This window comes from Campylobacter concisus (assembly GCF_003048595.2).
Lineage (GTDB): Bacteria > Campylobacterota > Campylobacteria > Campylobacterales > Campylobacteraceae > Campylobacter_A > Campylobacter_A concisus_L.
In genome coordinates this window covers 1,381,980-1,399,791 of record NZ_CP049270.1, presented here as the reverse complement: position 1 = coordinate 1,399,791, position 17,812 = coordinate 1,381,980, and the positions used below count along the sequence as shown (strand labels likewise).

Annotated in this window: 16 protein-coding genes; 15 read left to right on the top strand and 1 reads right to left on the bottom strand. The window is 38.4% G+C overall.

Annotated elements, in window-relative coordinates:
• Nucleotide 1 precedes the first annotated feature (1 nt).
• The 15 genes from pth (at nucleotide 2) to CVT15_RS06985 (ending at nucleotide 16,926) form a co-directional block, all read left to right on the top strand.
• Nucleotides 2–550: an aminoacyl-tRNA hydrolase gene (gene pth / locus CVT15_RS07055; RefSeq protein WP_103576699.1), complete on the top strand. Its 549-nt coding sequence runs from the start codon at nucleotides 2–4 to the stop codon at nucleotides 548–550.
• Nucleotides 547–1,611: an LptF/LptG family permease gene (locus CVT15_RS07050; protein WP_107898177.1), complete on the top strand. Its 1,065-nt coding sequence runs from the start codon at nucleotides 547–549 to the stop codon at nucleotides 1,609–1,611. Before pth ends, CVT15_RS07050 begins: the two co-directional genes overlap by 4 nt.
• Nucleotides 1,612–1,666: 55 nt before the next feature.
• Entirely contained in the window at nucleotides 1,667–2,890 is a 1,224-nt protein-coding gene (gene lysA, locus CVT15_RS07045; RefSeq protein WP_103576697.1) for a diaminopimelate decarboxylase, read from the top strand.
• Nucleotides 2,874–3,953 carry a prephenate dehydratase gene (gene pheA / locus CVT15_RS07040; RefSeq protein ID WP_103576696.1) on the top strand — a complete coding sequence of 360 codons (1,080 nt, stop codon included), beginning with the start codon at nucleotides 2,874–2,876 and terminating at the stop codon, nucleotides 3,951–3,953. Before lysA ends, pheA begins: the two co-directional genes overlap by 17 nt.
• On the top strand, nucleotides 3,953–5,050 hold the full coding sequence (gene hisC, locus CVT15_RS07035) for a histidinol-phosphate transaminase (RefSeq protein WP_103576695.1): 1,098 nt from the start codon (nucleotides 3,953–3,955) through the stop codon (nucleotides 5,048–5,050). The genes pheA and hisC overlap by 1 nt, the downstream gene beginning before the upstream one ends.
• 4 nt (nucleotides 5,051–5,054) lie before the next feature.
• A complete protein-coding gene (gene fliF / locus CVT15_RS07030) occupies nucleotides 5,055–6,752 on the top strand; it encodes a flagellar basal-body MS-ring/collar protein FliF (RefSeq protein WP_103576694.1) in 1,698 nt (565 codons plus the stop codon).
• Nucleotides 6,752–7,783 (top strand): flagellar motor switch protein FliG, encoded by a 1,032-nt coding sequence (gene fliG, locus CVT15_RS07025; RefSeq protein WP_021091747.1) that lies wholly within the window; start codon nucleotides 6,752–6,754, stop codon nucleotides 7,781–7,783. The genes fliF and fliG overlap by 1 nt, the downstream gene beginning before the upstream one ends.
• A complete protein-coding gene (gene fliH / locus CVT15_RS07020; RefSeq protein WP_103576693.1) occupies nucleotides 7,780–8,643 on the top strand; it encodes a flagellar assembly protein FliH in 864 nt (287 codons plus the stop codon). The genes fliG and fliH overlap by 4 nt, the downstream gene beginning before the upstream one ends.
• Nucleotides 8,636–10,462, top strand: coding sequence for a 1-deoxy-D-xylulose-5-phosphate synthase (dxs, locus tag CVT15_RS07015; RefSeq protein WP_103576692.1), 1,827 nt, complete (start codon nucleotides 8,636–8,638; stop codon nucleotides 10,460–10,462). The genes fliH and dxs overlap by 8 nt, the downstream gene beginning before the upstream one ends.
• A 71-nt stretch (nucleotides 10,463–10,533) precedes the next feature.
• Entirely contained in the window at nucleotides 10,534–10,944 is a 411-nt protein-coding gene (locus CVT15_RS07010; protein ID WP_107898176.1) for a Fur family transcriptional regulator, read from the top strand.
• A gap of 139 nt (nucleotides 10,945–11,083) precedes the next feature.
• A complete protein-coding gene (locus CVT15_RS07005) occupies nucleotides 11,084–12,490 on the top strand; it encodes a CHAD domain-containing protein (RefSeq protein ID WP_230853910.1) in 1,407 nt (468 codons plus the stop codon).
• A gap of 12 nt (nucleotides 12,491–12,502) precedes the next feature.
• The gene (gene ubiE / locus CVT15_RS07000) at nucleotides 12,503–13,225 is read left to right on the top strand and encodes a bifunctional demethylmenaquinone methyltransferase/2-methoxy-6-polyprenyl-1,4-benzoquinol methylase UbiE (RefSeq protein WP_087586225.1); all 723 of its coding nucleotides are present in this window, start codon (nucleotides 12,503–12,505) and stop codon (nucleotides 13,223–13,225) included.
• Nucleotides 13,218–14,384, top strand: coding sequence for an exodeoxyribonuclease VII large subunit (gene xseA / locus CVT15_RS06995; RefSeq protein ID WP_103577311.1), 1,167 nt, complete (start codon nucleotides 13,218–13,220; stop codon nucleotides 14,382–14,384). Before ubiE ends, xseA begins: the two co-directional genes overlap by 8 nt.
• Nucleotides 14,385–14,386: 2 nt before the next feature.
• On the top strand, nucleotides 14,387–15,466 hold the full coding sequence (gene serC, locus CVT15_RS06990) for a phosphoserine transaminase (RefSeq protein WP_103577312.1): 1,080 nt from the start codon (nucleotides 14,387–14,389) through the stop codon (nucleotides 15,464–15,466).
• Entirely contained in the window at nucleotides 15,466–16,926 is a 1,461-nt protein-coding gene (locus CVT15_RS06985) for a class I SAM-dependent methyltransferase (RefSeq protein WP_103577313.1), read from the top strand. The genes serC and CVT15_RS06985 overlap by 1 nt, the downstream gene beginning before the upstream one ends.
• Before the next feature lie 30 nt (nucleotides 16,927–16,956).
• Here CVT15_RS06985 and CVT15_RS06980 read toward each other — a convergent pair whose 3' ends face one another.
• Nucleotides 16,957–17,697 carry a sulfite exporter TauE/SafE family protein gene (locus CVT15_RS06980; protein WP_103577314.1) on the bottom strand — a complete coding sequence of 247 codons (741 nt, stop codon included), beginning with the start codon at nucleotides 17,695–17,697 and terminating at the stop codon, nucleotides 16,957–16,959.
• Nucleotides 17,698–17,812 lie beyond the last annotated feature (115 nt).

Below are 17,812 nucleotides of genomic sequence, written 5' to 3'. Positions count from 1 at the left end.
TGTGACACTAATAGCGGGGCTGGGAAATCCTGGCTCCAAATATGAAAACACTAGACATAATATAGGCTTTATGCTTATAGATCTCCTAAAAGACTCAAATTACAAAGATGTTAGCTCAGCCAAATTTCAAGGCGAAGTTTTTAAATTCAATGACATTATCTTGCTAAAACCAACAACTTTTATGAACCTCTCGGGACAAAGTGTAAAAGCAGTCAAAGATTTTTATAAACCAGATAGAATAATCGTAATACATGATGATCTTGATCTTAGTTTTGGTTCTGTTAAATTTAAAAAAGGCGGCAGTAGTGGCGGGCATAATGGTATAAAATCAATCGATGGATTAATTGGCAACGACTACGAAAGGGTGCGTGTTGGCATTGGGCACCTTGGTGATGCTAAAAATTTTGTTCTTGGAGAGTTTAGTGATGAGGAGAAAAAGGCTTTAGATGAAATTTTAGCCTACACAAAAAATGCAGTTTGCGAGCTACTAAAGAGTGACATCAATGAAATTTCGCAAAAATTTACGATAAAAAAAGGTCTTATCAAATGAAACTATACGCCAGATACGTTGGCTGGGTCTATATAAAATCTTTTCTTGTCGTATTTTTAGCACTTGAACTATTTTATGTAGGCATTGATCTGCTTACAAATTTAAAAGATCTGCCACCATCTGCTAACCTTCAGCTCCTTTATGTTGGGCTTACATCACTTAGCGCTATTGGTTATGTTTTGCCACTTTCGCTTATTTTTGCACTCATTATTTTACATGTAAATATGGTCAGATCAAATGAGCTAATCAGTTTTTATGCGCTTGGCATTAGTAAAAATAGCTTAATTTTTCCACCATTTTTTATTGCACTTTTTATAACTATTTTTTATGTTGGCTTAAATTTTACTCCATTTGCCTATGCGCACGACTATCAAAAAAGTATCGCTAAAAATACGGCTTTCTCAAAAAGCACGACTGATTCGTTTTTAAAATTTGAAGGCAAATTTATCTACATAAAAGAGCTAAATTCTGTGAATCAAATAGCAAATGATGTTAGAATTTTTGAGATAAATGGCACAAATTTACTTTCAACTACATTTGCAAATTATGCTAATTTTAAAGACAATGAGTGGATTTTAAAAGATGTTAATCAAACCCTTTTGCCGCAAATTTTAGAGCTTGGTGAGGCTGGTTTTAATAAAATACAAAGCGAGAATTTAGATGCACTAAAAGGCTTTAAGCCAAAGAGTATTGAAAGCGCTGTTAGTGTTGAAAACTCAAAATTTAATATCCCAGATGCGATAAATTTTATAAAAACATTTAAAAATGAAGGTATCGGCCTTGATGGCGCAAAAACAGCTTTTTACAACCTTGCTATTGCACCATTTTTTGCACCATTTTTGTTGCTCATTTTTTACTATCATTTGCCTGTAACTGGTAGATTTTTTAATCTTGCACTTTCGACTTTTATCTTTGTTGTGATAACTCTTGTCGTTTGGGGGCTTCTCTTTATTCTTGCAAAATTTGCACAAACTTCTGTAATCTTGCCAGAGATTGGTATAGTTTTACCGGTCATTTTACTTTTTGCATACGCCATTTATCTCATAAAATCGCATCGTTAAGCCAAATTTTGGCAAGCTTTTTGTAAAATCAAGCCATTTTAAAAAAGGCTATTTTATGGATTTTAAAGAGCTTGCAAATAGATACAAAACCCCACTTTACATTTATGATTTTAACCACATAAAAAACCGCTATGAAGCACTAAAGAATGCATTTTTTGCTAGAAAATCTCTCATTTGTTATGCAGTGAAAGCAAACTCAAATTTAAGTGTTTTAAAATTTCTAGCTGATCTTGGAGCTGGATTTGATTGTGTTAGTATTGGCGAAGTAAAAAGAGCGCTTTTAGCAGGCGCGAAGAGGTATCAGATCATTTTTAGTGGCGTTGGCAAGAGCGATGATGAGCTAAAAGAGGCTTTGAAAAATGAAATTTTACTCATAAATGTCGAGAGTTTTGCTGAACTTTTAAGGCTTGAAAAGATCGCAAAAGAGCTAAACTTAAAGGCAAGAATTAGTATCAGGGTAAATCCAGGCGTTGATGCAAAAACTCACCCTTACATTTCAACAGGGCTAAATGAAAATAAATTTGGCGTTGATGCTGAAACAGCCAAAAGAATGTACATCCACGCTAAAGCTTCAGACTCTCTTGAACCAACTGGTATACATTTTCATATCGGCTCGCAGCTAACATCACTTAGCCCGATAATCGATGCTGCAAATATTGTTAGCGAGCTTTTAAGAGAGCTAAGAGCGCTTGAAATTGATATCAAATTTTTTGACGTTGGCGGCGGACTTGGCATCATCTATAACGACGAAAAAGAGATAAATTTATACGACTACGCACAAGGAATTTTAGGCGCACTAAAAGGTCAAGATGTGACCATCGTATGCGAGCCAGGACGCTTTATCGTAGGTAATGCTGGCTATTTTGTTGCAAGCGTTTTATATGAAAAATTTAATGGCAAAAAGAGATTTGTCATAATTGATGGTGCGATGAATGATCTTATTAGACCAAGCCTTTATGGTGCTCATCATGAAATTTTTGTTTATGGCAAGGATAAAAATTTAGGCCCATGTGATGTGGTTGGTCCAGTTTGCGAAAGTGGCGACTTTTTAGCAAAAGATATAGAGCTGCCAGAGTGCGATAGTGGCGATATCATCGTGGTAAAAGGTGCTGGAGCTTATGGTTTTAGTATGAGTTCAAACTACAACACAAGAAACAGAGCTGCTGAAGTTTGCGTGCTTGATGGCAAAGATAGGCTTATAAGAAGACGTGAGAGCTTTGAAGATGTCGTGGCACTTGAGAGAGAATTTTTGGAGAGCGCTGATGCAAGAGCTAAATGAGCTTAGAAAAGAGATCGATGCGATTGATGATCTCATCTTAAATAAACTAAATGAAAGAATGATTTTAGTTGAACAAATCGGCAAGCTAAAACAAACTAGCGGAACGCCTATATATCGTCCTGAGCGTGAGCGAGCTATCATAAACCGACTAACTAGTCTTAGCAAAGACAAAGCTTTAAATAAAGCCGCTATTGAAGCCATTTATCTTGAAATTTTTGCTGTAAGTAGAAATTTAGAAATGCCTCAAAAGATCGTATATCTAGGGCCTGAAGGCACTTACACGCATCAGGCGGCTCAGAGTAGATTTGGTGCGATGAGTGCATATTTGCCACTTGCTACTATCGAGGCAGTTTTTACGAAGCTAGCTCAAAAAGAGGCGAAATACGGCGTCGTACCTATCGAAAACAACACTGAAGGTGCTGTTGGCGCTACGCTTGATTGTTTGAGTAAATTTAGTGATATAAAAATAGTTGCTGAGCTTTATGTGGATATCCATCACAGCTTTGTTAGCATAAATGAAAATTTAAAAGAGATAAAGCGAATTTACTCGCATCCGCAAGGTTACAACCAGTGCCGTAAATTTTTGGAAGATCATATGCTAAATGAGGTTGAGTTTATCCCAGCCAAATCAACCGCCGCAGCTGCATATATGGCATCAATGGATAGAGAATCGGCCGCCATTTGCTCAAAAATTGCAGCTAAAATTTACAATGTGCCAATCGTCTATGAGACGATCGAAGATAATATGGCAAATAGAACGAGATTTTTGATTTTAAGTGATTTTAAAAATGCCAAGGTTGAAAACTCGAAAACTTCGATCCTAGCAAAGACTGATCACAGCCCAGGACGCCTTGCGGATCTGCTTTCTATCTTTAAAAATGAAAATATCAATATCACAAAACTTGAGTCACGTCCTATCAAACAGCGCGAATTTAAGTCAATTTTTTATCTTGACTTTGAAGGGCATATCGACGATGAGAAGGTGCAAAACGCCTTTGAGCTTGCAAAAGAGAGCGGTGCTGAGATAACGTGGCTGGGAAGCTATTTAAATGGAGATGAGTGATGAAATTTAATAATTTTTTAGATGATCTAGTAAATTACGAGGCTGGAAAGCCAATCGAGCTTGTAGTTAGAGAATTTGGTATCGAAGCAAAAGATGTGATCAAGCTAGCTAGCAACGAAAACCCTTTTGGCACGAGCAAACGCGTAGAGGAGGCGCTAAAAGAGGTCGCTAAAAAAGCACATCTCTATCCAGATGATAGCTACTTTGAGCTAAAAGAAGGACTGGCTAAGAAATTTGGCGTAACTAGTAAAAATTTAATCATCGGCTCTGGAAGTGACCAGATCATAGAGTATGCGCTTCATGCAAAGGCAAATAAGCAAAGTGGTGTTTTGATGGCTGGCGTGACATTTGCAATGTATGAAATTTATGCAAAGCAAACTGGAGCTAAAATTTACCGCACAAAGAGCGTGGAGCATAATTTGAGCGAGTTTTTAGAAATTTATAATGCGCATAAAGATGAAATTTCAGTAATCTTTCTTTGCTTGCCGAATAACCCATTAGGTGAGTGTTTGGACGCAGATGAGGTCTATAAATTTATAAAAAACATTGATGAAAACACGCTTATTGTGCTTGATTGTGCTTACAATGAATTTGCTAAATTTAAAGATAGCAAAAAAGAGATAAAATCAAGCGAGGTGGTGAAATTTAAAAATGTCATCTATCTTGGAACATTTTCTAAAGCTTATGCACTTGGTGGCATGCGCGTTGGATACGGCGTGGCAAATGAAGAGATCATAGGCGCTCTCTCAAAACTAAGAGCTCCGTTTAACATCACAACTCCAAGCCTAAGAGCTGCGATAGTAGCACTTGGTGATGATGAGTTTGTGCAGCAAACCATGCAAAATAACTTCGAGCAAATGAAGAGATATGAAGAATTTGCAAAGCAAAATGGCATTGAGTTTATCCCAAGCTACACAAATTTCATCACTTTTAAATTTAACGAGCCAAAATCAAGCCAGATATGCGAAAAGATGCTAAAAAAAGGTATAATTTTACGAGATCTAAAAAGCTACGCTTTAAATGCGGTGAGAATCACCATCGGTCAGGCATGGCAAAACGATAGGGTTTTTGAAGAGTTAAAGCAAATTTTAAAGTAGGGATATGGATTTTAAGGCATTACTTCATCAAATAAGTCAAATTTATCAAAAGCTTTCATTAAAGCAAAAAATCGTTGCAGCTAGCTCGATCGTCTTGGTCGTGGCATTTTTGGTATTTTTAACACTGTATAAAAGCAAAAATGAAAATTTTGCAGGCTACAGCGTCCTTTTTGAAAACATAAGCCCAAGCGACTCAGCCTTAATAGTCGATCAGCTAAACAAAGATGGCATTAAATATAAATTAGCAAACGAAGGCACTATCCTTGTGCCAACGAGCGATGTCTATAAAGAGCGTATCGCTGTTGCAACGCTTGGAATACCAAAAGAGAGTAAAATCGGCTTTGAAATTTTTGATAAGCAAGAATTTGGTGCGACTGATGCCGAGCAAAGGGTAAAATTTCAAAGAGCACTAGAAGGTGAGCTGGCTAGAACGATCGAGAGTCTCTCGTCCATCCAAAAAGCGACCGTGCGTATCGCTATCCCCAAAGAGAGTGTCTTTACTGAACGTCAAGCACTTCCAACAGCTTCTATCGTTGTTGAGTTAAAGCCAGGCGTTAGCCTAAACGCAAAGCAAATTTTTGGTATTAAAAACCTTGTCGCTGCTTCTGTTACAAACTTAAGCACAGAAAATGTAAAAATCGTAAATCAAGACGGCGTCGCACTTGGCGATGAAGATGGTGAGTTTGATAGTGACGCTATAGCCCAGCAGATACGCTATAAACGTGAGTTTGAAAATAATTACGAGCAAAAGATCGTAAATGTACTAGCTCCTATCGTGGGCGGAGCAGATAAGGTCGTAGCAAAGGTAAATATCGACTTTGACTTTGACAAAAAAGATACAAAAAGTGAAGTTTATGACCCAAATAACGTCGTAAGAAGTGAAAGCAATATCGAGGAAAAACGCCAAGGCTCAGCTCCAAATGAAGTGGGCGGCGTACCAGGTGCGGTTAGCAACATAGGCCCTGTTCAAGGGCTAGATGACAGCACTTTAAAAGAGCAGTACAACAAAAGCTCGCAGCAGACAAACTACGAAATTTCAAAGAAAGTAACAAATGTCAAAGGGCAGTTTGCTAGCATAAATAGAGTGAGTGCGGCTGTCGTTATAGACGGACTTTATCAGAGTAAAAAAGACAAAGACGGCAAGCCAACTGGCGAGCTTGAATTTGCCCCACTTACCAAAGAGCAAAGAGAGTCAATCACAAATTTAATCAAACAATCAATCGGCTATAACCAAAATAGAGGCGATGAAGTAAGCTTAGATAACTTTGAGTTTAAAACTGGCAAAGATATAAGCACTAGTGAGAAGATGGATGGCTTTGTGAATAACTATGTAGTGCCATTTATGCCGCTACTAAAATATATTTTTGCAGCATTGTTGCTCTACATCTTCTACAAAAAAGTCATTGTGCCATTTATGCAAAAGATGCTTGAAGAGACAAAAGAAGAAGAAGAGCAAGTTCAAGATGGCCTTGAAGATATTGAGGTAGATGCTGAAGATACGCTTGAGAAATTTAAAGCTGCTCGCAAAAAGGTCGAAGAGCAACTAGGACTTAGTGGCGAGTTTAATGAAGATGAACTAAAATATGATGTTTTACTTGAGAAAATGAGAGCGGTCATCACAGAAAGAAATGAAGAGATAGCAATGCTACTTCAAGATATGGTAAAAAATGACAGCGACTTTAATATGCGTAAGGAAATTTGATGTCAATAAAGCTAAATGATAAGCAAAAAATGATTTATGATGATCTATCGATGCCTGAAAAGATTGCTATTTTGCTGATCCAGCTTGGCGAAGAGGCAACTGCTCTTATATTTTCTCACATGGATGTTGATGTCATCACTGAAATTTCAGGCTATATCGCAACCGCAAAAAACATAGACAAACAAGTCGCAAGTGCCGTACTAGAAGAATTTTACGCGCTAATGCAGTCAAATCAATATATGAGAAGTGGTGGTTTAGAGTACGCAAAAGAAATTCTTTACCGCACATTTGGTCCAGAGGCTGCTCAGAAAATTTTAGACAAGCTTGCAAAAAGCATGGAAAACTCAAAAAGCTTTGGCTATCTTGATAAGATAAAACCACAACAGCTTGCAGACTTTATCATAAAAGAGCACCCTCAAACCATAGCGCTAATACTAGCTCACATGGACTCAACAAGTGCTGCTGAAACGCTTAGCTTTTTCTCAGATGAGTTAAGAAGCGAAGTTGTCATTAGAATGGCAAATCTTGGTGATATTAGCCCATCGGTAATTAAGCGTGTTTCAACTGTACTTGAAGGCAAGCTTGAAAGTCTTACATCTTATAAAGTCGAAGTTGGCGGTCCAAGAGCTGTGGCAGAAGTGCTTAATAGACTTGGACAAAAAGCCAGCAAAAGCACGATTGAACGCATTGAACAAAGCGATGATAAGCTCGCAACAACGATTAAAGAGCTTATGTTTACCTTTGAAGATATTATCAATCTTAATGCAACTGCGATTAGAGAAATTCTTAAAAATGTCGATAAAAAAGACCTTATGGTCGCGTTTAAGGGCTCAAGCGACGGCATAAAGGATAAATTTTTATCAAATATGTCTCAACGTGCAGCAGAAGCCTTCAAAGAGGAGATGCAATATCTTGGCGCGGTGCGTGTAAAAGATGTTGAAGAGGCTCAAAGACGCATAGTAGAGACAGTGCAAACTCTAGCTGATCAAGGTGTATTCCAAGTCGGCGAAGCAGATGAGATGATAGAATGAAAAGCAGCGTAATAACCAGTGAGACTTCTCCAGCTCACTTTATAGAAAATTACAGATTTAAGGTGCTTGGAGTTGGAGAGCGAGCCGCAGATAGTGCTCCTGTATTGATAGAAGAAAATAATCTTAGTGAAGAGCTAAGCGAGCAAAATTTTGGGCAAAAGGGTGAAAATTTCATTCCTCAAGCTAGCCACCAAACGCAAGCAAGCCCGCAAAACCACTTTGCTTCTCAGACTCAAAGTCCACAAATACAGCAAGGAGGCGAGTCGAACTTTGTTGAAGAGTTACTTAAAAAAACAGATGAGCTAAGTAGCAACATCATCAAACTTCAAATGCAAATAGAAAATCAAGAGAGCGAATTTGCTAAACGCCTTGAGTCTGAAATTTCTCGTGCAAAAGAGGATGGCAAAAATGAGGGTATCGCCCAAGCAAATGCGGCAAATGAAGCAAGGATAAATGAGTTAGAGGCTAGATTTAGCACTTCAGCTGCAAAACTTGAAGAGCAATATATTAAATTTGATGAGTTTTTAAAGAAGATCGAAGAAGAGCTTGGACAAACTGCTATAAAAATCGCAAAAGAAGTAATCGATAAAGAAATTTCAACCTCTTCAAATCAGATCGCTCATCATCTAGCAAGCTCTCTTATAAAAGAGCTAAGTAATGTTAAAAATATAGAAATTCGCGTAAATCCCGAAGATAGCGAATATATAAAAGAGCAATTTAGCAAGAATGAACACGTCAAGATAAGCGCTGATGATGCTATAAGTAAAGGTGGTGTGGTTATTATAAGTGATGGTGGCAATATTGATGCGACTATGCAAACAAGGCTAGAAAAACTAAAAATGCTGGTAAATAATGAATAAAGACGTTAAAAGTTTAGATGTTGATGAACTAAACGCGCTTTGTCATGACATCAGGGATAAAATTTTAGCCACTGTTAGCAAAAATGGCGGTCATCTTAGCTCAAATATCGGTGCAGTTGAGATCATTGTAGCAATGCATAAAATTTTTGATGTGACAAAAGATCCATTTATCTTCGATGTAAGCCACCAAAGCTACGCACACAAGCTACTAACTGGACGCTGGGAGAGCTTTGATACGCTTAGAAAATTTAATGGTATCAGCGGCTATACAAAGCCAAGTGAGAGTAAATTTGACTACTTTGTAGCCGGGCATAGTTCGACATCTATATCGCTTGCAGTTGGTGCTGCAAAGGCAATAAAACTAAAAAATGAAGACCGCTTGCCAGTGGCTGTCATAGGTGATGGCTCGTTAAGTGGCGGTATGGCGTACGAGGCGCTAAATGAGCTGGGAGACAGAAAATATCCTTGCGTCATCATCCTAAATGACAATGAGATGAGCATAAGTAAGCCAATAGGCGCACTTAGCAAGTATCTAAGTCAGATGATGGCGGGGCAGTTTTATCAAAAATTTAAAGGCAGGGTTGAGCGCTTTTTAAGCTACATGCCAGACTCGGCAGCTTATATGGCTAGACGCATGGAGGAGGGCATCAGACTCATCACTCCTGGCATGTTTTTTGAAGAGCTTGGGCTTGAGTACATAGGCCCAGTCGATGGACACGACCTTTCAGCACTTCTTAGCACATTTGAAACAGCCAAAAACATGAAAAAGCCAGTCATCGTGCATGTGCAGACGCTAAAGGGCAAAGGGTATGAATTTGCCGAGGGTTACTATGAAAATTGGCACGGAGTTGGGCCATTTGATCTAAAAAGTGGCGAATTTATCAAAAGACAGTCAAACAAGTCAGCCACGGCGATCTTTAGCGAGCAACTTTTAAAGATGGCAAGAGAGCACAGCGATATCGTTGGCGTAACGGCTGCGATGCCAACAGGCACTGGCATGGACGCACTCATACATGAGTTTCCAGACCGCTTTTGGGACGTGGCGATAGCCGAGCAGCATGCAGTTACATCTATGTCAGCCATGGCAAAAGAGGGTTTTAAGCCATTTGTTGCGATATACTCGACCTTTATGCAAAGAGCCTACGATCAGGTCATTCACGACGCTTCTATACTAAATTTAAACATAACTTTTGCGATGGATAGGGCGGGCATCGTGGGTGAGGACGGCGAGACGCATCAGGGTGCTTTTGACATTAGCTTTTTAAACGCTGTGCCAAACATGGTTCTTTTTGCTCCAAGGTGCGAAGAGAGCTTGAAAAATGTTATGGAATTTGCCTACTCTTACAAGGGTGTGAGTGCGTTTAGATATCCGCGTGGGGCGTTTATCTTAAGAGATGAGTTTAAAGCTAAGCCACTTGAGTTTGGCAAGGGTGAAATTTTAGCTGACGCAAAGAGTGACATCGCGTTTTTAGGCTATGGCAACGGTGTTGGCAAGGCAAATTTGGTTAGAAATTTATTAGCTGGCAAGCTCGAAGCTATCCTTGTTGATCTAGTCTTTGTAAAACCACTTGACAGTGAGCTTTTACTAGGTCTTGCAAAACGCACCAAAAAGTGGTATATCTTTAGTGATAGCGCTAAAAAAGGCGGTGTTGGCGAGATCGTAAGTGCCTTTTTACAAGAAAATGGCATATCAAATGTAAGCGTTGTTAGCTTTGAGTATGATGATAAATTTATCCAGCATGGCTCGACATCAGAGGTCGAAAAGAGCCTTGGCATAAGCGTTGTGCAAATTACCCAAAAATTACTAGAGAATAATTAATATCATTTAATAAAGAAACGTTTAATATTACTTTTGCTAGCATAAAGTAAAAATTTGTATAGGGGAAAATTATGCAATATGTATCGTTGCTAAAACAGTCTGGGCTTAAAGTAACGCCGCAGCGTCTTAGCGTTTTGAGAATTCTTGATCGTCACACACATCCAACGATCGATGAGCTTTATGATGAAATTTTGAAAGAAAATCCATCAGTTTCGCTCGCAACTGTTTATAAAAACCTAAACACTCTAAAAGATGAGGGTCTTGTGGTTGAAGTAAATATCGTAAATCAAAAGGCGAGATACGACATTTACGAGCATCCGCACATCCACGTGGTTTGCGAGAACTGCGGTAGCGTCGAGGATATGAGCTATGATGACTCAGAGCTTGGCAAATACCAAGAGGCGCTTGAAAAAAAGATCGGAAATATCATCGAGCGCCTAAATATCGTTGCTAGCGTAAAAAGCTGTAAACACTGTAAATAAAATTTATGTTGCTATTTAGCAGCATAAATTCCATCTTTTTTCTTATAAAAATACTTTTAAAATAAGCCTAAATTTAGCATTTTTCTCATTGTTTTAAGCACTAACTTGCTAAAATGAACAAAAAATTTTGGAGAAAAATGTGAGTTTGGAGATAGAGCGTAAATTTTTACTCAAAAATTCTCAAATTCTAGATTTTTTAAAAGAAGCTGGAGTAGTCTTTAAACATCTTGAAATTTCTCAATTTTATACCAAGATAACGCAAAATAAAGAGATCCGCTTTCGAAGTGAAGAAGATAAATTTATAAAAACTGTAAAGATCGGCAAAGGTCTAATCAGAGAAGAAAATGAAGAATTTTGTGAAAAAGCGGAGTTTAAAAAGGCTCTTAAAAGCCGTATTGGTAGCGTCATCTTAAAAGATAGATATATTTTTAAACTAAATAACAATCCTTGCAATATCGATATTTTTAAAAATGAATTAAACGGGCTTTGTACATTTGAAATCGAATTTAGCGATGAAAATGAGGCCGTCTTTTTCAAACTGCCACCATTTTTAGAAAATTTTTGCCTAAGTGACGTAACTTGCGATAAAAGATATAAAAACAAATTTCTTGCCATCCATGCTAATGAAAATGAACAAATTGACTACAAAAGAGCCTATAAGATCATAAAAGAAAAAGAAATTTTACCAAATTTTGCTGCAAATCTAAAAAGTGGTGAGGCGCTAAGAGTCCTTTTTGTTAGTATTTTTAAAGTAATAAAAAGGCTAAAAAGCCAGTATTTGATAGATAAAGATGAAGAAGTTTTGCATGAGCTTCGCGTAAATTTAAGAAAGGTTAGATCGATCCTTAAAATTTTTAGTGGCGTTTTCGATGAGAAAGTGACACTTTTTTTTGGTGAGAATTTTAAAATGCTTGCAAACTCGACAAACAAAAAGCGAGATTTGGATGTATTTTTGAGCTTTTTAAACGAGCAAAAACATGCAAACGAGCCTATCTATTTTGTGCGAAAGGCTCTAGATTTAGAGTATGAAAATGTAAAAAGCTATCTTGGCGACGAAGAAAACTACGCATTTTTAAAAGAGTGGGAGATATTTTTAAATGAGGGTGAATTTTATAAGTCAAAACTCTTTGACGTAAGCCTTTCGCGCCTTGGTTCGTTTAAGCTTAGAACGCTTTTGGTTTTAGCTCAAAAAAGGCTAAAAGGCCTTAATCAAGACTGCCCAAATGAGAGCTTTCATGATCTTAGAATAGAGCTTAAAAAGATGAGATACATATATGAGTTTTTATGTGAAATTTTCTATTTTGAAGGGTTTAAAAAGTATGAAGAGAAGCTAAAGCAGATGCAAGAAATTTTTGGCAATCTTCAAGACTATGACGTCTGGCTCGGTATCCTTAAAAGGCTTCCAGAAATGCCAGATAAAGAGAGGCTTGAGAGTAAAATTTACAAGCAAATTTATAAAAGTAGAGAAGAGATACTAAAAAAGCGTCTTAAATTTATAAAAGCAACTCGCAAAATTTCAAGAAATTTAAAAATTTACTACATATAAAAGGGCAAATTTATGCAAAAACAAGAAAAAATCGTTGATATGTTTAACCAGATCGCTCCGACTTATGACGTCGCAAACAGAGTGCTAAGTCTTGGTGTGGACGTGAGTTGGAGGAAATTTGCCTGCAGATATATGCTAGAAATTTTTAAAGAAAGAAGCATAAATATTGTAGACGTGGCTTGTGGTACTGGCGATATGATGGGGCTTTGGAGTGAAATTTCAAAAGAATTTGGCGTGCAGATAAAAAGCCTTACTGGCATCGATCCCTCAAGTGGTATGCTAAAAGAGGCTAGGGCGAAATTTCCAAATTTTAAATTTATAGAGGCCTATGCTGACAACACGACGCTCGCAAGTGGTGAGGCTCAAATTTTAAGCATAAGCTACGGCATAAGAAATGTGGTCGAGCGAAAGGCGGCACTTAGGGAGTTTAATAGAGTGCTTGCTTTAAATGGCTACGTAGTCGTGCTTGAATTTACTAAACGCCAGAAAAAGGGGCTTATAACCTCACTAAGGGATTTTTACCTAAGTAAAATTTTGCCAAAAATTGGTGGCTTTATCTCAAAAAATAAAGAGGCATACGAGTATCTGCCAAGCTCGATCGAAAATTTCTTGGACGCAAAGAGCTTTTGTGATGAACTAGTCGAAGCTGGCTTTGAGATAGAACTTTGCAAGGGCTTTAGCATGGATATCTCGACGCTATTTATCGCTAAAAAAGTAAGAGAAATCAATGCTTAGTGTTTCTGAGCTAAATGAGAAAGCAAAGGCACTACTTGAAGCCACACTTGACTATGTCGAGGTAAGTGGAGAAATTTCGCGCCTTACTAAGCACGCTTCTGGGCACTGGTACTTCACGCTAAAGGACGAAAAGTCAAGCATTTCAGCCGTGATGTATCGCATGAACAACCAAAAGGTGAAATTCTTACCAAAAGATGGCCTAAAAGTAAAAATTTATGGCAAAGTGACCATTTATTCGCCAAGTGGGTCGTATCAGCTAGTGGCTAGTGCGATGCTGCCTGATGGCGAGGGTGAGCTTGAGCTTGCGTTTAGACAGCTTAAAGAAAAGCTCGAAAATGAGGGCCTTTTTGACATTGCTGCAAAAAAAGAGATACCAAATTTACCTAAGAAAATAGCCCTTGTCACAAGCGCCACTTCGGCAGCACTTCAGGATATGCTAAAGGTCGTGACGAGCCGTTGGAAACTAAGCGAAATTTATATCTTTGATGCTTTAACTCAAGGTGAAAATGCTCCAAGCTCGCTCACAAAAGCTTTAAAAAGAGCCGATAAATACGGCGTAGATGTGATCGTTTTGGCTCGTGGAGGCGGCAGCAAAGAAGATCTTTGGTGCTTTAACGATGAGGGCTTGGCTCGTGAAATTTACGCTACAAAAACGCCAGTCATAAGCGCTATCGGACATGAGATCGACTATGTTATAAGCGACTTTGTAGCAGACCGCAGGTCGCTTACGCCAAGTGCAGCTATGCTTGATCTTTTGCCTGATGAAGAGGCCTTTTTTCAGTATCTTGATAGGCTCAGCGACGATCTTGATAGCGCTTTAAGCTTCAAGATCACCAAAAAGCAAAATTTGCTAAATGTTCTTCTTTCTAAATTTTCATCAAACGCTCTAAAAGCTAGGATCGAGCTAAAATTTAGCGAGGTGGCAAATAAGCAAAACGCCCTAGCAAACGCTGTGCAAAGAAAAATTTTAGTCCTTGGCTCGGCACTTGGCTCGCTAGAGAAGGCTTATGAGATGAGAGAGTTCTTTTTTGAGAGCACAAAAGGGCTTATCGAGGTTAGAAAAGATGGTAAGAGAGCCGATCTTAGGGATTTAAATTTCAATGATGAGATCGAGCTCATCTCACAAAATACACATAAAAAAGCAATAATCAAGGAGTAAAAATGAGTAGAAAAATCAACTTTAGCGCAGGCCCAAGCGCGATACCATTAGACGTTTTAGAGCATGCAAAAGCCGAATTTACCGACTACAGAGGTGAAGGCTACTCGATCATGGAGATCAGCCACAGAAGCAAGACCTTTGAGGAGATCCACTTTGGCGCGATGGATAAGATAAGAAAGCTTTATGGAATCGGCGATGAGTATGAAATTTTATTTTTGCAAGGTGGCGCACACTTGCAATTTAGCATGATACCAATGAATTTATATCAAGGCGGCAAGGCGCAGTACGCAAACACCGGCGTTTGGACAAACAAAGCCATCAAAGAGGCAAAAGTGCTTGGCGTAAATGTGGATGTCGTCGCAAGTAGCGAGGATGAAAATTTCTCTTACATCCCAGAGGTAAAATTTAGTAATGACGCCGACTACGCCTACATCTGCTCAAACAACACGATTTATGGCACGCAGTATAGGGCTATGCCAAAGACCAAATCGCCCCTTGTTGTTGATGCTTCGAGCGACTTTTTCGCTAGACCGCTTGATTTTAGCAGTATCGGCTTGCTTTACGGTGGCGCTCAGAAAAATGCAGGTCCAAGTGGCGTGACTATCGTTATTTTAAGAAAAGACTTAGTTGATCGCGTGAGCAGTCAAAATGTCCCTATGTTTTTGCGCTACAAAACGCACGTAGAGGCAAACTCACTCTATAACACACCGCCAACTTTTGGAATTTATCTTTTAAATTTAACCATGCAGCATCTGCTTGATCTTGGCGGACTTGCTGAGGTTGAGAAGATAAATGCCAAAAAAGCAAGCACGCTTTACGACATTATAGACAGCTCAAACGGCTTTTATCTAGGTCACGCTAAAAAATCAAGCAGATCAGATATGAATGTGAGCTTTACGATACCAAAAGATCATGCGCTTGAACCAGTTTTTGTCGAAGAAGCGCTAAAAGAGGGCATGCTAGGGCTAAAAGGTCACAGACATCTTGGTGGCATAAGAGCCTCTATCTACAATGCCGTTAGCCAAAGTGATGTTGAAAAACTTGGCGAGTTTATGAGAGAATTTGCAAGAAAACATAGCTGATGAATAAAACAAAGAAAGCTTATGATGAAATTCCTTATTTCTCGGCTGCATTTAGCGACTGCTCGCCAGTTAGGATAGAAGCGGTTGCTAAATTTCTGGGGCTTAAAGTAGCTAGCTTAAAAGAGACTAGAGTGCTTGAGCTTGGCTCATCATATGGTGGCAATATCTTGCCATTTGCTATTTCGCATAAAAACGTAAAAGTCGTTGGTATCGATATCTCAAGCCATCAAGTGGCTGAAGGTAACAAGGTAGCAAAGCAGATAGGTTTAGAAAATTTTACTCTGCTTGAGCGAAATTTTTTGCACATGAACGAAAGCGATATAAAAGAGCTTGGGGAATTTGACTACATCATTGCCCACGGCGTTTATAGCTGGGTGAGCCCAAATGTAAGAGATGCGCTGCTTGCCACGATTAAGGCACTACTTAGCAAGGATGGTATCGCTTATGTTTCGTATAATACCTATCCTGGCTGGAAGAGCCTTGATATTTTAAGAGATTTTATGCTTTTTGTTAGCTCAGGCAACGACAGCAAAGAAGCACTTGCTCACGTAAAAAGCGAGTTAAATTTCTTACAGGATTATTTGAAATTTAGCCTGCAAAACCAAAGCGATGTCGTATACAAAGATAGCATGAAGTTGCTTTTAACACAGCTAAATTTCTTACAAAGCATCATTGCAAAAGGCAATGATTATTATATATTGCATGATTTTTTGGAGGCTAGCAACGAGCCAATCTACTTTCATAAATTTGCTAAACATATCGATAAGCATGGACTTTGCTACGTCATAGACGCTTCGCTAAATGATATCTTTGCAAGCTCAACTGGAATTTACCGCTTTGACGCACATATCGAGCAAAATTACAACTCTCGCATCAAAAAAGAGCAACTAAACGATTTTTTATTTAATAGATCATTTAGAAAAAGCCTCATCGCTCACAAGGAGAGGCTTGGCGGTGCTGAGGACTTTGATGCGGTACTTGGAGAGAGCGAGCTCGATAGAATTTATTTTTCATATTTTAGCGAGCAGCCAAGGACAAAAACGCAAGAAATTTTAAGCAAAAGCTATCCACAAAGCTTAAATTTAAGTGAAGTAAAGGTGGCACTTGGCGAGAATGCAAATGAAGCTTTTGTGGGACTACTTGAAATTTTAAACGATCAAAATACTAAAATTTCTTCCTCAAAACTCAAAGCACTCACATATGAGCCTAGTAAAACCAAACTAAAGCCTAGAGTTGCTGCGTATCTTAAGTATTTTTTAAATGCTAGCTCACCAGTTATCTCTTTGGCAAATGAGCTAAATGGCAAGCTAAGCTTAAGCCATGAAGAGATCAAAATCGCCTTAAAATTTGATGGCAAAGCTAGTTTAAAAGATATCGCAAAGAGCGTAAATTTAAGTAAAGACGAACTAGATAAGCTTGCTTTTAAATTAAGCGAAGCCTACTTTTTTGAGGAAATTTAAAAAAAGAGCGTGGCAAATTTAGCCATGCTCTTACTCAAAAAACATATCTTTTAATATCAAACATATCATCGCTATGTAAAAGACCAAAAACCATTTTTTAAGTGTTTTTTTGTCGGTATTTTGCGTTTTTTTGGTGCCAAAGTATGCGCCTATTAGCGAGCCAAGACCTAAAAATGCGCCCTCAGCATATGAGATATGACCATTTAGTGAGAGTGAGATGAAGCCAGCGATGGCTGCAAACATCACGAAAAATACACCCATTGAAACGGCTTTTTTTATATCATAGCGCAAAAAGCCAACTAAAATAGGAGCTATAAAAACCCCACCACCTATGCCTATACTAATGGCAAGTGCACCTATGAAAAAACCAACTAGAAATAGCAAAAACACTGAGTTGTTCGCATTTGTACCATCACTATTTGGCGTGAAGTATAGTTTTATGAGTGAAAAGATAAAAGTTGCAAGCAAGAGCAGTTCGAGTAAGAGATCAGGTGCATGAGATACGATTATGCCACTAAAGCTGGCTCCTACTAGACCTCCAAGACCTAAAAATACACCGCGATTTAGTTTTAAAAGCCCAGCTTTGTAGTTTAGATACGAGCCAAACGTCGCGCTAAAGATCATTTGCATGATGCTTATGCCAATAGCGGTTTTTATGTCATATCCAAAGGCGACCATTATAGGAACAACGACTGTGCCGCCACCGATACCAAAAAAGCCAGCGATGTATCCAACGCCGATACCAATTATAAAAAGTTCAACAAAAAGCATAAATTTCCTTTTACGAGTGCCAAATTTTAGCCAAGCGGTGTTAAAAAAATAGTAAAAAAGTGAAATTTGGGCATAAATTTAGAAATTTGATAAAAATTTTAAAAACTAAAAGCGA

Coding starts and splice junctions, on each gene's coding strand:
- CVT15_RS06985 (WP_103577313.1), top strand. CDS start 15,466: ATGAATAAAACAAAGAAAGCTTATGATGAAATTCCTTATTTCTCGGCT.
- fliG (WP_021091747.1), top strand. CDS start 6,752: ATGTCAATAAAGCTAAATGATAAGCAAAAAATGATTTATGATGATCTA.
- pheA (WP_103576696.1), top strand. CDS start 2,874: ATGCAAGAGCTAAATGAGCTTAGAAAAGAGATCGATGCGATTGATGAT.
- dxs (WP_103576692.1), top strand. CDS start 8,636: ATGAATAAAGACGTTAAAAGTTTAGATGTTGATGAACTAAACGCGCTT.
- CVT15_RS07050 (WP_107898177.1), top strand. CDS start 547: ATGAAACTATACGCCAGATACGTTGGCTGGGTCTATATAAAATCTTTT.
- lysA (WP_103576697.1), top strand. CDS start 1,667: ATGGATTTTAAAGAGCTTGCAAATAGATACAAAACCCCACTTTACATT.
- fliH (WP_103576693.1), top strand. CDS start 7,780: ATGAAAAGCAGCGTAATAACCAGTGAGACTTCTCCAGCTCACTTTATA.
- CVT15_RS06980 (WP_103577314.1), bottom strand. CDS start 17,697: ATGCTTTTTGTTGAACTTTTTATAATTGGTATCGGCGTTGGATACATC.
- CVT15_RS07010 (WP_107898176.1), top strand. CDS start 10,534: ATGCAATATGTATCGTTGCTAAAACAGTCTGGGCTTAAAGTAACGCCG.
- hisC (WP_103576695.1), top strand. CDS start 3,953: ATGAAATTTAATAATTTTTTAGATGATCTAGTAAATTACGAGGCTGGA.
- ubiE (WP_087586225.1), top strand. CDS start 12,503: ATGCAAAAACAAGAAAAAATCGTTGATATGTTTAACCAGATCGCTCCG.
- fliF (WP_103576694.1), top strand. CDS start 5,055: ATGGATTTTAAGGCATTACTTCATCAAATAAGTCAAATTTATCAAAAG.
- xseA (WP_103577311.1), top strand. CDS start 13,218: ATGCTTAGTGTTTCTGAGCTAAATGAGAAAGCAAAGGCACTACTTGAA.
- serC (WP_103577312.1), top strand. CDS start 14,387: ATGAGTAGAAAAATCAACTTTAGCGCAGGCCCAAGCGCGATACCATTA.